This window comes from Brevundimonas sp. BR2-1 (assembly GCF_037626195.1).
GTDB lineage: Bacteria > Pseudomonadota > Alphaproteobacteria > Caulobacterales > Caulobacteraceae > Brevundimonas.
Genome location: NZ_JARKMV010000001.1, coordinates 1,769,743 through 1,782,242 on the forward strand (window position 1 = coordinate 1,769,743; position 12,500 = coordinate 1,782,242).

Consider the following 12,500-nt stretch of genomic DNA (forward strand, 5'->3'; position numbering starts at 1 on the left):
TTCGGCCAGATCAAGGCCCAACTGAAGGTCCCATGCAGCAGAGCGCCTTCCAGACCTGTATCGCGGGCGGCCGTATGGAGCGGCACCGCCACGCGGCGGCCTACGCCGCCCTGGTGCTGTCCGGCGGCTATGTCGAGGCCGGAGACCGGGGACGGTTCCACGCCCGGCCGGGCCAGGTCCTGATCCATGGCGCATGGGAATCCCACATGGACGCCTTCTCGGGCGCCGGGGCCCGCGTGCTGAATCTGCCGCTGGCGGGTCCGGTCGGCTTCGCCGCCGGCGCGGTCGCCGACCCGGACGCGGTGGCGCGGGCGGCCGAGCGGAATCTCGCCGAGGCGGAGGCGCTGTTGCGCGAGACGATGCGGCCGCTGGACGCCGCCCTCGACGACTGGCCCGACCTTCTGGCCGCAACGCTGCGCCGCGACCCCGACACCGCGCTGGAGGTCTGGGCCGAGGCCGCCGGCCTGGCGCCCGCGACGGTCAGCCGGGGTTTCCGCCAGGCCTTCGGGACCAGCCCGCGCCGGTATCGCGCCGAACAGCGCGCCCTGATGGCGGCCGAGGCTCTGGTGATCCGCGCCGACGCCCTCGCCGCCCTCGCCGCCGATCTGGGGTTCGTGGATCAGGCCCATATGACCCGGGCGGTCTCGGCCCTGACGGGCCTCGCGCCGGGCCGGCTGAGGTCAAGTCGATACAATCCGGGACCCGCCGCCTCCGGCTAGTCAGGCGGCATGAACCGTCGCTCGCTTCTGCTCGCCGCCCTCGCCGCTCCGCTCGCCGCCGCCACCCTGCCCGCGCTGGCGCAGGAGCGCCCGCCCATGCGCACCGTCTGGAGGGTGCACGGCTCCGAGGGACAGGACGCCATCGCCTTCCTCGGGCCCCTCTCGGGCCGGGAGCTCTACACCCGCTTCTACGCCGCGGACGTCGCCCTGTTCGCGCCGAGGCTGACCGAAGAGGTCCGCGCCGACGTGCCCGCCCTCTGGGCGAAGGCCGGGGAGGACGGGGTCGGCCTGCTGTCTCCCAATCTGGCGCTGATCCTCTCCCATGCCGAGACCGACGCCACCCTCGACGACGTGCTGGCCGCGCTCGGGAATCCCGAGGCGACCATCCGTCCGGCCTTCCAGGCGGGGACGTACTGGAACGAGCACGACTGGACCTGGTTCGTGGCCCAGGCGCCGCGCATCCGCGCCGTGTTCGAGGGCCTGAAGGCCGCCGGCTTCGGCCAGTTCCTGCAGGAGCGGGGCGCGGCGACGCTGGAGGAGGGACTGCAACGCCTGCGCAGCGGTCTGGCCACCTATGACATCATCCGCGTCGAGGAAAAGCTGACGGGGAGGACCTTCGAACCCGCGATCGACATCACCCTGCTGCACTTCGTCAAGCCGCACGGCATCAAGGTGCGCGGGCAGCGGTTCCTGCAGTCTTCCGACTACGACGTGGCGACCACGGTGCGGATCGCCGCGCATGAGCTGCTGCACCCGCCCGTGCCCATGGACGGGCCCGCGGCCCTTGCGGCGCTGGCGGTGCTGGAGAAGGATCCCCTCATCCCCCGGATCGTCGCCGACCATGATCCGCGCTGGGGCTACACAACCCTGCCCGGCATGCTGAACGAGGACCTGTGCCAGGCGCTGGACCAGATGGTCAGCGAGGCGCTGGGCGTGGCGCGCAATCCGGCCGACCGCTGGCGCATGGCGGATGACGGCATCCATGTGCTCGCGGCGGGCTTCTACGGCCTGCTGCGTCAGGACCGCTGGAGCCGCACGGGCGGTTCGCTGGAGGCCTGGCTGGCGGATGCGGTTCAGCGCGGCCGACTGGCGCCGGCCCATTTCCACGCGGTGGCGGCTGATGTGCTGGAGCGCCCCGTCGACCGGCTGTGGCCCCTGACGCCCGAAAGCTGAGCCGTCAGCCGGCGCCCGCGGCCCCGGCGGCCATGGTGTCCTGGATGCTGATGATCGCCGGCGTCAGGATGACGATGAACAGAACCGGCAGGAAGAACAGGATCATCGGCACGGTCAGTTTGGCGGGCAGGGCGGCGGCCTTCTTCTCGGCGGCCGACAGGCGCATCTCGCGGTTTTCCTTGGCCATGGTGCGCAGGGCCGAACCCAGCGGCGTGCCGTAGGTCTCGGCCTGGGTCATCGCCGTGGCGACCGATTTGACGCCTGGATGGTTGGTGCGTTTGGCCAGGCCCTCATAGGCCATGCGCCGGTCGGGCAGATAGCTGAGCTCGGCTGACAGCAGGGTCAACTCCTCGGCCAGGTCGATGGACGAGCCGCCGATCTCCTGACTGACCTTCTGGATCGCCGCCTCGATCGACATGCCGGCCTCGACGCAGATCAGCAGCAGGTCCAGCGCGTCGGGAAAGGCCTGCATGATCGAGGTGCGGCGCTTGGCGATGCGGTTGGCCAGGAAGATGTTGGGCGCATAGAAGCCGATCACGGCGGCGACCATGGTGATGGTCAGCCGGACCATGAAGGTCAGGCCGAAATCGTTGAAGACGAACAGGTAGAAGGCCGCGATTCCCAGGAAGACGAAGGGCATGGAGAAGCGGAAGAAATAGAAGGTGGTCAGCGGCTTGGGTCCGCGATAGCCGGCCTGGGCCATCTTTTCGGCGACCTTGGGGTCTTCCAGCAGCTTGTTCAGGTTCAGCCGCTCGACGACCCGCTTCTTGAACCCCTCGTCGGTGTGCCGAAGGCCCTGCGGGCCGGCGTTCTGGGAGGCGATCGCCTGACGCGACCGGCGCTTCAGCTCCTCGCGGCGCACCGCGACGGCCTGCATCCGGTTCTCCAGCTTCGCCCCGCCGCCGAGCGATCCCGCCAGCGTCACGATGGTCGCGAACACCAGCACGCCCACGCCCATGCTCAGCAGGTTCTGGATGTTGGTGAAGAACTCAATCACGGCGCGGTTCCTAGAACTTGAACGAGATCATCTTCTTCATCACGAAGATGCCGAAGCCCATCATCGCCACGGCCACGAACAGCATGAACTGCCCGCGCGGATCGGTGAAAAGCCGGGCCATATAGGCCGGGGTGGTGATGCTGACGAGGATCATCACGGCGGGCGGCAGCGAGCCGATGATGCCCGCCGAGGCGGTGGCTTCGGACGACAGGGCCTTGATCTTCTCGCCCATCATCTTGCGGGCGCGCAGCACGGTCGAGAGGTTCGACAGCGCCTCGGCCAGGTTGCCGCCGGTCTTCTGCTGGATGCCGATGACGATGGAGAAGAATTTCAGCTCCGGCGTCGGCATCCGTTCGTACATCTTGTCCAGCGCCTGCTGCAGGGTCAGGCCCACGCCGAGGCCCTCGACCAGCTTCTGGAACTCGGCGCCGAGGGGCTGCGGGCTTTCGCGGGCGATGATCTTGAAACAGTCGTGGACCGGCAGGCCCGATTTGATGCCGCGCACGATGACGTCGACAGCGTCGGCGAAATGGCTCGAGAATTTCTTGCGGCGGCGCTTGCCCAGCATCCCCACCCACCAGCGCGGCAGGCCCAGGCCGACGGCGAAGCCGAGCCCCAGCGCCATGAAGATGTTCAGGCCGAACAGCAGCGGCAGCAGGAAGCCGAATACGCCCAGCACGCCGCTGATGATCCAGAAGGTCGCCGGCCTGGTGTTCAGTCCGGCCTGTTTCAGCTTGGCCGCCAGACTGATGCGCGCCTTGCGCTCGGCGCGCTCCGAGTCCTGGAGCTGCTGCATGATCTGTTTGCGGCGCGCCTCGGGGGTGTTGGCGGCGGCGGCCTTCCTCGAGGCCGCATTGTTCTGTTTGGGGCCCCCGAAGCCTTCGGCGCGCTTGAGGGCGACGTCGCTGGAATCGCCGCCGCCGACGAAGGCCCAGCCGAGGCCGCCGATGGTGATGAAGGCCAGAACCGCGGCGAGGATCGGAAGCATGGCGGCCTACTCCGCCGCGTCGAGGGCTTCCGCCAGCTCGCGCTCCAGCCCGTAGTAGCGGGCGCGGTCCCAGAAGCGGGGACGGGCGATGCCGGTCGAACGGTGACGGCCGATGATCTTGCCGTTCTCGTCCTCGCCGGTGATCTCGTAGACGAACAGGTCCTGGGTGACGATGACGTCGCCTTCCAGCCCGACCACCTCGGTGATGTGAGTGATGCGCCGCGAGCCGTCGCGCAGGCGCGCGGCCTGGACGATGACGTCGACCGAGCCGACGATCATCTCGCGGATGGTCTTGGACGGCAGGCCGTAGCCGCCCATGGTGATCATGGACTCCATCCGGCTGATGGCCTCGCGCGGGCTGTTGGCGTGCAGCGTGCCCATGGAGCCGTCGTGGCCGGTGTTCATGGCCTGGAGCAGGTCGAAGGCCTCGGGTCCGCGAACCTCGCCGACGATGATCCGCTCGGGACGCATCCGCAGGCAGTTCTTCACCAGATCCCGCATGGTGATCATGCCCTGGCCCTCAAGGTTGGGCGGGCGGGTCTCCAGACGCACGACGTGCGGCTGCTGGAGCTGCAGTTCGGCCGCGTCCTCGCAGGTGATGACGCGCTCGGTCGGGTCGATGAAGGCGGTCAGGGTGTTCAGCAGGGTGGTCTTGCCGGAGCCCGTACCGCCCGAGATGACCAGATTGCATCGCGAGGCGCCGATGACGCCGAGCACGCGCGCGCCCTCGGGACTGATGGAGGCGTACTCCACCAGATTCTTCATCGTCAGCTTGTCTTTCTTGAACTTCCGGATCGTCAGCGTGGGGCCGTCGATGGCCAGCGGCGGGGCGATGACGTTGACGCGGCTGCCGTCCGGCAGGCGGGCGTCGCAGATCGGGGAGCTCTCGTCCACGCGGCGGCCCACCTGGGACACGATCCGCTGGCAGATGTTCATCAGCTGGGCGTTGTCGCGGAAGCGGACGTTGGTCAGCTGGACCTTGCCGTTGACCTCGATGAAGACCCGGCCGGCGCCGTTGACCATGATGTCCGCGATGTCGTCGCGGCTCAGCAGCGGTTCCAGCGGGCCATAGCCGAGGACGTCGTTGACGATGTCCTGGACCAGGTGCTCCTGCTCGGCCACCGACATGGAGACGTTCTTGATCGCCACCAGCTCGGCGACGATGTCGCGGATCTCTTCCGACGCGGCCTTGGTGTCGAGCTGGGCCAGCTGGGCCAGATCGATCGTGTTCATCAGGGCGTTGAAGATCGTCGTCTTGGTGGCGTGGTAATAGTCCGACTGTTCGCGGACGATCTCGGCGACGGCCTGGGCCTTCTTCAGCTGTTCAAACCCGGGCGTGGCCTTGGGGCCGGGACCCTTCTGGGGCGCCTCCACCTCGCTCGCCGGCCTGGGGCGCATGGCCAGGGCGTCCAGCCGGTCGGCGGCCGGAGAGGCGGGCCTGGCGGCATAGGAGTCAGCCTTGCGGGCCGCCGCCTGGACCTGGTCGACGGTCTGGTCGCCGCCGAAGGCGAAGGCTTCGGTCTGGATCCCCGCAGGCGGCTGTTGCGGCTGCGCGGGCTGGGGCGCAGGCGCGGCCGGACGCGGCGCCGTTGCGACATTTCCCGGCTGACCTGTGCGCTTGCCGAACACCCGTTACGACTTCTTCTTGAAGAGGCCGGCGAACATGGACTTGCTCTCGGCCTTGGTCTTGGGGCCCGTGAGCATGGGCAGTTCGCGGCGCGAGACGATCTGGGCCAGGGTCTGGAAGGCCTCGGCCGCCTTGGACTTGGCGCCGGCGTCGAGGATCATCTGGCCATTATTGGCGGCCGCGCCGAAGGTCTTGGGATCGAACGGGATGATCAGACTGGGGTGAACGCCCAGGGCGGCGCCGAAATCCTTGGCCGGGATTTCCGGACGGCCCGGCACGCCGACCTGGTTCAGAACCAGCCGCGGCGGGGCGTCATTGGGGCGGCCCTGTTTGATCAGGTCGATCATGTTCTTGGCGTTACGCAGCGAGGCCAGGTCCGGCGTCGCGACGATGACGACCTCGTCGGCCGCGATCAGGGTGCGGCGCATCCAGCCCGACCACAGATGAGGCAGGTCCAGCACCACGAAGGGCGCGGTCGAGCGGATCTGGGTGGTGACCTCCTCGAAGGCCTCGGGCGAGATGTCCCAGTCCACGTCGAGCGTGGCCGGGGCCGCGAACAGGCTGAGCTTGTCGGTGCAGCGGACCATCATCCGGTCCAGCAGCAACGGGTCCAGACGGTCAGGCTGGCTGAGCGCGTCGGCGACGCCGCTGAGCGGGTCCTGGTTGAAGTCGAGGCCGGCAGTGCCGAACGGCAGGTCGTAGTCGACAATGACGGTGTTGGCGCCGATCCGCTCGGACATCGCATAGGCGGTGTTATGAGCGACCGAACTGGCGCCGGTGCCGCCCCGCGCGCCGACGAAGGCGATCGAGCGGCCTACGAAGGGCTGGGCCGGGTCGGCGAACAGGCCGCCGATGGCGGCGATCAGCTGCAGCGGCTGCAGGGGTGCGACGAGGTATTCGCTGACGCCGCGGCGCATCAGCTCGCGGAACAGCAGGATGTCGTTGGTGGCGCCCACGACGACGACCTTGGTGCCGGCGTCGCAGACCTCGGCCAGCTGGTCGACTTCCCACAGCAGGGTCTGCGGGTCCTTCATGCATTCGACGACGATCAGCGGCGGCGTCGGCTCGTGCTGATAGGCCTCGACGGCGGCGGCGACGCCGCCGATGCGGATCTGGGTCGTGGCGCGCGACAGGCGGCGGTCCTGTCCCGCCCGCTCCGCGGCGGCCAGGGTGTCCTGGCGCTCGGCGAAGACGTGGATGGCGATGCGGGGTACCGAGACTTCGGCGGTCTGGCCGCTGCTGAACGTCGGGGCGGAGAAGGCGGAGGCGGCGCCGGCGACCAGATCGCCCACCGGATTGAACCCGGCCACCGCGGGAACCGAGGCGTCCGTTTCGCGCTGGGCGGCCTCGGGCTGGACTGCGACGGCGGGGGGCGTGAACTGCAGGGGCGGACGCTGGTCGGCGGAAGGTTCGCCGGGGAAGGCGGCAGGTTCATTGACGACCGGCCCCGCCGCGGCAGCCTCCGGCGTGACATAGCCCATGTCGACATCGAACTCGTCGTCGAACTCGTCAAACGGCTGAGGGGCGAAGGCGTTGTTCATCAGGTCAGTCCACCGCCCGCGCAATCTGGCCGTTCACGAGGGGCTCCTGCGGCGTCGAACTGGGCTCCCCCTTCCGGTAGTTGTCGAACACCACGGCGGCGCGGCCGGAATCGGCCGGCGTCATGGCCCGGGCCCCCAGAATGTCGCGCGGGTCGGCGATCTGGGCAGCCATGTTGGCGTTGACCGAACAGCCGAAGCCGTTCGAGCTCTGGTTCGAATAGCGTGGACCCAGGTTGCCCGCGCTGAGGGCGCAGTTGGGGACGACGGCCCGCACGGTCTCGAACCCCGCCAGCACCGGCGCGCGCGGATCAGGCGCAGCATAGGCGGCGATCTGGATCCGGTCCGCCGGAACGCCTGCGGCCTGCAGGGCGGCCCGGACGGCATAGGCCTGCTGGACCGCGGCGGGGTCCTCGCCCGCCGGCGCCTCGACCATGACGGTTCCGTATCCGGCGGCGCCGTAACGCGCAGCCAGCTGGCCGATCGCGTCCCGCTGATTGGCGGAAAGGCCCTGGTCGTGCACCGCGAGCGCAATCCGGTCCAGGCCCGGCTCTACCTGCAGGCTGTACCGCGACAGGGGCGTGAGGGGCGCAAGCGGATCGCTGCCGGCCATGGTGGAGCAGCCTGCAGCTCCAAGGCCGAGAACCAGGACGAACATTGCGGAGGCGGCGCGCATGGACGGGATCCTCATTCGATCACATAGCCGACAGGGCCGGTCCAGGCGGTGTTGGTCCCGGCCGCCGCCCCGCCGGCGGGCCGGTACTGCTGGTCCAGTTGGCCGAACAGGAGGGTCTGGGCGTCGTTGGCGATGATCAGGCCGTCGGCGGGCGTTTGCAGCCGCCCGGGCGAGGTGGGAGAGACGATGTAGGCTTCGATGATGATCACCAGTTCGGTCTCGCCCGACAGATAGTCGCGCGACCGGAACAGGGCGCCCAGCACCGGCAGATTGCCGATGCCCGGCAGCTGGTCGATGTTCTGGCGGGTGTCTTCCCGCAACAGGCCGGCGATCATCATGGAGCCGCCCGAAGGCAGCTCGACCGTGGAAGAGGCGCGGCGCACCTTCAGGGCGGGAATGACCAGGGCGTCGTCGGCGGTGCCGCCGAGCGTGAAGGCGCCTTCCTGGGTCAGCTCGGAAACCTCGGTCGACAGTTGCAGCGAGATGCGGCCCTGCGACAGGACGATCGGGCGGAAGGCCAGGCGCACGCCGAACGGCTTGAACTCGATGCCGATCGTGACCTGACCCGTGGTGGAGTCCACGTCGCGGCCCGTCGGAACGGGGAATTCGCCGCCCGCCAGGAATTCGGCGTTCTCGCCGTTGACCGAGGTCAGGTTGGGTTCCGCCAGGATTCGGACCAGTCCGGCGCGTTCGAAGGCGCGGATGCTGGTGTCCAGGCTGTTGCCGTCGCCGCTCTGGTCCAGATAGTTGAGGATGCCGCCGCCCAGCTGGCTGCCCGACACCGCGAACGTCGCCTGCTGGGCGAAGGAGAGGCCGTCGCCGACGCTGTTCAACACGGCGTCGACGTCGAGGCCCAGCTGTTTGATCGCGGTGCGCTGCACCTCGATCACCCGGGCCTTGACCATCACCTGGTCCGAACCGGCGATGGTCATCATGTTGATGACCTTTTCCGGGGCCGAGACGAAGGCCCGGGCGACCTGGGAGGCGCGGTCGGCCTCCCCGGGGCTGTTGACGGGGCCTGTCAGAATGATGCTGTCGTTGACCGCCTCGGCGCGAACCTCGGACCCCGGCATGACCCGGCTCAGGGTGTCCTGCAGGGCGGAAACGCCGGCGTCCACGCGCACGCGCAGGGAGAGGATGGTCCGGCCGGCGGCGTCCAGAACCACGGCGTCGGTCTCGCCGGGCTGAAGGCCGATGATGGTGATGCGGCGCGGCGAATGCAGCATGGCCTCGGCGACGACCGGATTGGGCACGATGACGTCGCGGGCGTCCGACGGCAGATCGATCGCCATGGACGAGCCGCGCGGCAGGTTGATCAGCTGCGCGCCGGCGCCCATGGGCAGGGCGGCGCGGGACTGGGCCCGGGCGACGTCAGGCATGACGGGCGCCGCGGCGGCGAGCGTGAGACCGGCCAGGGCGAGGACGGCAAGGCGCGTCATCGGGCGTTTCATTGGACCACCACCACTTCCGGCGCGCCGCCGCGGAACACCCGGACGGGCGTTGATTGTCGAGCGACCGCGACCCGGCCTGAAGGCCCGCCCGTGTCGGCGTAGGACCGCAGCACCAGACTCAGTTCGCCTTCGGACTTGGCGAGAGCCAGAGCCTCGGCGTCGCGGGGCCCCAGTTCGAGGGTCGCAGTCGCGCCGACCACAGCCTGTTCATCGTCGCCGGCGCGCGTCGACTGATCGATCGCCAGCACCTTCACGTTCTGCATCACGGTGGACGAAGAGAATTTGGACCGGTCTGAGTCCTGGGCGCCGACGTTGGCCAGATTGGTTTCGCGGGTCAGCAGCACATCGACCCGGTCGCCGGGCAGGATGAAGCCGCCTGCGGCCGTCTCGACCGTGACGCGGATGGCCATGGCGCGCATGCCCGGCTCCAGATAGGCGGCCATATAGCCGCTGTCCCCGGCCCGGACGATCTTGCGTCCGACGATCGGCTCGCCGGCAAGAATGGGCTCGCGCACGACGGAGCCGACATAGTCGGCCTTGGCCCCGCCGGTCGCCAGATTCGTGGCGGCGCGGGTCACCGAGGCGACGGCGCCCGCGGGCTTGTCAGCCTCGTCCGCGGCCGCCTCGGCGGACGGGAGGGGAACAGAGCCGTCGGTGATGAAGGCGGGATTGACCTCGTCGGCAGGCCAGTCCTTCCAGTCCAGGTCGCCTTCGGTCAGGCGTTGTCCGGGCTGCAGATCCTTGGCGGCGACCAGCACCTTGGCCATGGGCCGCGCGGGAACGGCGGCGGCCGTGGCGACGGCGGTGGGGGTCTTGGACGGCGATCCCATGGCGCGCACGACCAGGGCCAGACCAATGGCGGCCACGGCGGCGACGCAGATCACGATGATACGGGCGGGCTTCATCGACGGTCTCCGGCAGGACCGGGTCGGGACCGTTGAGTCGGTCCTTTGGTTCCTTGCCGTTAACGACCATGCCGGGCGCGGGTTAACGCGGACCTAAGTCGCTGTTACCCGGCGATGAAGGTCGCCAGAAGGGGCGAGGCCGGATAGGCCATCAGGGCGCCGGCAGCGATGGCCACGCCATAGGGAATATCGCCCCGCGGCTCCATCAGCTGCACGACCCACGGCGGGGCGCCGAGCAGGTAGGGGCGGGAATGGAAGCGGGCGAACAGCAACGCCAGACAGAAGACGCCGCCCATCACCCCGGTCCACAGAAGGAACATTCCGGACCCGGCCAGGCCCAGCCACAGGCAGGCCGCGGCCATCAGCTTGGCGTCGCCGCCGCCGATCCAGCGCAGGGCGAACATGCCTGCGCCCACCACCAGCGCCAGGGCGGCGATTCCGGCATTCGTCGCGACCGTCATCGGGTCCAGACCCACGACCAGGGCGGCGGGAAAGAAGCCGAGCACCAGCAGGCCTGAGATCCAGTTGGGGATCTTCATCGAGGTCAGATCCTTCAGCCCCGCGATGATGACGAGGGCCGGCATCACGCCGAGAAGGATCAGGGTCAGGGTGTCCATGGCCGCATCTCACACGGACGCGGTTAAAACCGGGTTGCCGGACGGCGTCCGGAAAACAGGAAGGCCGGGACGAACGTCCCGGCCTTCCGCCGTTTCCAACCTGGCCGGGGTCAGGTCCCGGCCGTGCCGCCCATGCCGGTGACGACCTCGTTGAACTTGGTCTTGATCGTCGAACCCAGGGCCGTCACGGCCGAGATGATGACGACCGCGATGAGGGCGGCGATCAGGCCGTATTCGATGGCCGTGGCGCCCGACTCGTCGGACAGAAATTGCGAAACGAATTTGATCATGGCTTGCCTCCCGATGGGTCCACCGCCGTCCGGCGAAGCGCCGGGCAGCCAGTAGGAACCGGCAAGGTTTGCCAGCGGCAGGTTAAGCGACTCCGCAGAAAGTCGATTACCGTACCGTTTACCGCAAAGCTTGTCGGAGGTGACGCAAAGCAGAAGGGCCGGGGCGTTTCCGCCCCGGCCCTTCGCCGGTTTTCAGACCTCGTCGGAACCCTCAGGTGCCGGCGGTGCCGCCCATGCCGGTGACGACGGCGTTGAACTTGGTCTTGATGGTCGAACCCAGGGCCGTCACGGCCGAGATGATGACGACCGCGATGAGGGCGGCGATCAGGCCGTACTCGATGGCCGTGGCGCCCGACTCGTCGGACATGAACTTCGAAACGAACTTGGTCATTGGATTTCCTTCTGGATGGAGCGAAGCGAGCTACTCAAGACGGGGGGAGCCGGTAGCCCGCTTGACCCCCAAACGCAGGGCCGTTGTCGCTCATGTCGGTTAAAACAGGGTCAGCGGGCGTAGTTACCCGGCGATTTACTTTGAATAATCACACCCCGATTTCTGCCGTGCGGCCTGACGCAAAGCAGAAGGGCCGGGGCGTTTCCGCCCCGGCCCTTCGCCGGTTTTCAGACCTCGTCGGAACCCTCAGGTGCCGGCGGTGCCGCCCATGCCGGTGACGACGGCGTTGAACTTGGTCTTGATGGTCGAACCCAGGGCCGTCACGGCCGAGATGATGACGACCGCGATGAGGGCGGCGATCAGGCCGTATTCGATGGCCGTGGCGCCCGACTCGTCGGACATGAACTTCGAAACGAACTTGGTCATGGATGAAATCCTTCTGCGTTAAGCGAGCAATCGTTGACACCACCGGGGTCGTCGGTTTTGCCCGCTTGACCCCCTTTGCCACTTCACCATGCAGGTCGCCGATTAAGGACGAGTAAAACGGCGATGATGAATCTCGATTTCTTTATTGACGCCGCGTTTACTATGATGGAGCCCGCGGTTGCATGATTTCAGACTTTATTGAGGTTTGCGGGGCAGTGTCCGGACCACGCTCACGCGCGCGCCCGTTCACTGGAAGTCGACGTCATGATCCGTTCTGTTCCACCCGCCGCCTGGCTGGCCGCCGTCCTGGCATCCCTCGCTGTCCTGGCCGTCCCGGCGGCGGCAGGGGCGCAGTCCGCGCGCCTCAGCGTCGAGATCGATCAGGCGGCGCGAGTGCAACTGCGGGGCCCCGCCGGTTCGGTGATCGTGGGCAATCCGCTGATCGCTGACGTCACGGTGGTGGATGCCAACACCCTGTATATCACGGGCAAGGGTTATGGCGTGACCGAGATCGTCGCCGTCGACAGCATCGGACGCACCGTCTTCCAGAGCGAAGTCATCGTCACGGCCGGTTCCGGCGCGGGTCGGGTCCGCGTCTGGCGCGGCGCCCAGGCCACCGAAATGGCGTGTGCGGCGTCCTGCTCCCCGTCGTTGCGCGGGACCAGCGACGGCCCGCCGACGCCGTAGAGATCGCTGTTGCCG

General features: G+C 68.4%; 14 protein-coding genes. 3 read left to right on the forward strand and 11 right to left on the reverse strand.

Annotated elements, in window-relative coordinates; all coding sequences use genetic code 11:
• The first annotated feature begins 32 nt into the window (after positions 1–32).
• Entirely contained in the window at positions 33–719 is a 687-nt protein-coding gene (locus BrevBR_RS08855; RefSeq protein ID WP_340000669.1) for a helix-turn-helix domain-containing protein, read from the forward strand.
• 9 nt (positions 720–728) lie between these two features.
• Positions 729–1,892, forward strand: a complete 1,164-nt coding sequence (locus BrevBR_RS08860) for a hypothetical protein (RefSeq protein WP_340000670.1) — start codon at positions 729–731, stop codon at positions 1,890–1,892.
• Positions 1,893–1,896: 4 nt separating this feature from the next.
• On the opposite strand, the gene BrevBR_RS08865 is transcribed toward BrevBR_RS08860, so the two are convergent.
• The 11 genes from BrevBR_RS08865 to BrevBR_RS08915 form a co-directional block, all read right to left on the reverse strand.
• On the reverse strand, positions 1,897–2,889 hold the full coding sequence (locus tag BrevBR_RS08865; protein ID WP_340000671.1) for a type II secretion system F family protein: 993 nt from the start codon (positions 2,887–2,889) through the stop codon (positions 1,897–1,899).
• 10 nt (positions 2,890–2,899) lie between these two features.
• A complete protein-coding gene (locus tag BrevBR_RS08870) occupies positions 2,900–3,877 on the reverse strand; it encodes a type II secretion system F family protein (protein WP_340000672.1) in 978 nt (325 codons plus the stop codon).
• A 6-nt stretch (positions 3,878–3,883) separates the two neighbouring features.
• Positions 3,884–5,506, reverse strand: a complete 1,623-nt coding sequence (locus BrevBR_RS08875; RefSeq protein WP_332641482.1) for a CpaF family protein — start codon at positions 5,504–5,506, stop codon at positions 3,884–3,886.
• Between the two features lie 3 nt (positions 5,507–5,509).
• Complete coding sequence (locus BrevBR_RS08880) at positions 5,510–7,045, reverse strand: AAA family ATPase (RefSeq protein ID WP_340000673.1); 1,536 nt, start codon at positions 7,043–7,045, stop codon at positions 5,510–5,512.
• A gap of 4 nt (positions 7,046–7,049) precedes the next feature.
• Positions 7,050–7,718 carry a CpaD family pilus assembly protein gene (locus tag BrevBR_RS08885; RefSeq protein ID WP_332641480.1) on the reverse strand — a complete coding sequence of 223 codons (669 nt, stop codon included), beginning with the start codon at positions 7,716–7,718 and terminating at the stop codon, positions 7,050–7,052.
• Positions 7,719–7,729: 11 nt separating this feature from the next.
• Positions 7,730–9,157 (reverse strand): type II and III secretion system protein family protein, encoded by a 1,428-nt coding sequence (locus BrevBR_RS08890; RefSeq protein WP_332641479.1) that lies wholly within the window; start codon positions 9,155–9,157, stop codon positions 7,730–7,732.
• Positions 9,158–9,165: 8 nt separating this feature from the next.
• Positions 9,166–10,074 carry a Flp pilus assembly protein CpaB gene (gene cpaB, locus BrevBR_RS08895; RefSeq protein WP_332641478.1) on the reverse strand — a complete coding sequence of 303 codons (909 nt, stop codon included), beginning with the start codon at positions 10,072–10,074 and terminating at the stop codon, positions 9,166–9,168.
• Between the two features lie 104 nt (positions 10,075–10,178).
• On the reverse strand, positions 10,179–10,691 hold the full coding sequence (locus tag BrevBR_RS08900; RefSeq protein ID WP_332641477.1) for an A24 family peptidase: 513 nt from the start codon (positions 10,689–10,691) through the stop codon (positions 10,179–10,181).
• A gap of 110 nt (positions 10,692–10,801) precedes the next feature.
• Positions 10,802–10,981, reverse strand: a complete 180-nt coding sequence (locus BrevBR_RS08905) for a Flp family type IVb pilin (protein WP_332641476.1) — start codon at positions 10,979–10,981, stop codon at positions 10,802–10,804.
• Positions 10,982–11,192: 211 nt separating this feature from the next.
• Positions 11,193–11,372, reverse strand: coding sequence for a Flp family type IVb pilin (locus tag BrevBR_RS08910; RefSeq protein WP_332639404.1), 180 nt, complete (start codon positions 11,370–11,372; stop codon positions 11,193–11,195).
• 246 nt (positions 11,373–11,618) lie between these two features.
• A complete protein-coding gene (locus BrevBR_RS08915) occupies positions 11,619–11,798 on the reverse strand; it encodes a Flp family type IVb pilin (RefSeq protein ID WP_332639404.1) in 180 nt (59 codons plus the stop codon).
• A 264-nt stretch (positions 11,799–12,062) separates the two neighbouring features.
• Here BrevBR_RS08915 and BrevBR_RS08920 point away from each other — a divergent pair, with 264 nt between their 5' ends.
• Positions 12,063–12,485 (forward strand): pilus assembly protein N-terminal domain-containing protein, encoded by a 423-nt coding sequence (locus BrevBR_RS08920; protein WP_332639403.1) that lies wholly within the window; start codon positions 12,063–12,065, stop codon positions 12,483–12,485.
• Positions 12,486–12,500: the final 15 nt, after the last annotated feature.

Bases quoted from the DNA above. Each gene is read 5' to 3' on its own strand.
- BrevBR_RS08855 (WP_340000669.1), top strand. From the start codon at position 33: ATGCAGCAGAGCGCCTTCCAGACCTGTATCGCGGGCGGCCGTATGGAG.
- BrevBR_RS08860 (WP_340000670.1), top strand. From the start codon at position 729: ATGAACCGTCGCTCGCTTCTGCTCGCCGCCCTCGCCGCTCCGCTCGCC.
- BrevBR_RS08870 (WP_340000672.1), bottom strand. From the start codon at position 3,877: ATGCTTCCGATCCTCGCCGCGGTTCTGGCCTTCATCACCATCGGCGGC.
- BrevBR_RS08880 (WP_340000673.1), bottom strand. From the start codon at position 7,045: ATGAACAACGCCTTCGCCCCTCAGCCGTTTGACGAGTTCGACGACGAG.
- BrevBR_RS08885 (WP_332641480.1), bottom strand. From the start codon at position 7,718: ATGCGCGCCGCCTCCGCAATGTTCGTCCTGGTTCTCGGCCTTGGAGCT.
- BrevBR_RS08890 (WP_332641479.1), bottom strand. From the start codon at position 9,157: ATGACGCGCCTTGCCGTCCTCGCCCTGGCCGGTCTCACGCTCGCCGCC.
- cpaB (WP_332641478.1), bottom strand. From the start codon at position 10,074: ATGAAGCCCGCCCGTATCATCGTGATCTGCGTCGCCGCCGTGGCCGCC.
- BrevBR_RS08900 (WP_332641477.1), bottom strand. From the start codon at position 10,691: ATGGACACCCTGACCCTGATCCTTCTCGGCGTGATGCCGGCCCTCGTC.
- BrevBR_RS08905 (WP_332641476.1), bottom strand. From the start codon at position 10,981: ATGATCAAATTCGTTTCGCAATTTCTGTCCGACGAGTCGGGCGCCACG.
- BrevBR_RS08910 (WP_332639404.1), bottom strand. From the start codon at position 11,372: ATGACCAAGTTCGTTTCGAAGTTCATGTCCGACGAGTCGGGCGCCACG.
- BrevBR_RS08915 (WP_332639404.1), bottom strand. From the start codon at position 11,798: ATGACCAAGTTCGTTTCGAAGTTCATGTCCGACGAGTCGGGCGCCACG.
- BrevBR_RS08920 (WP_332639403.1), top strand. From the start codon at position 12,063: ATGATCCGTTCTGTTCCACCCGCCGCCTGGCTGGCCGCCGTCCTGGCA.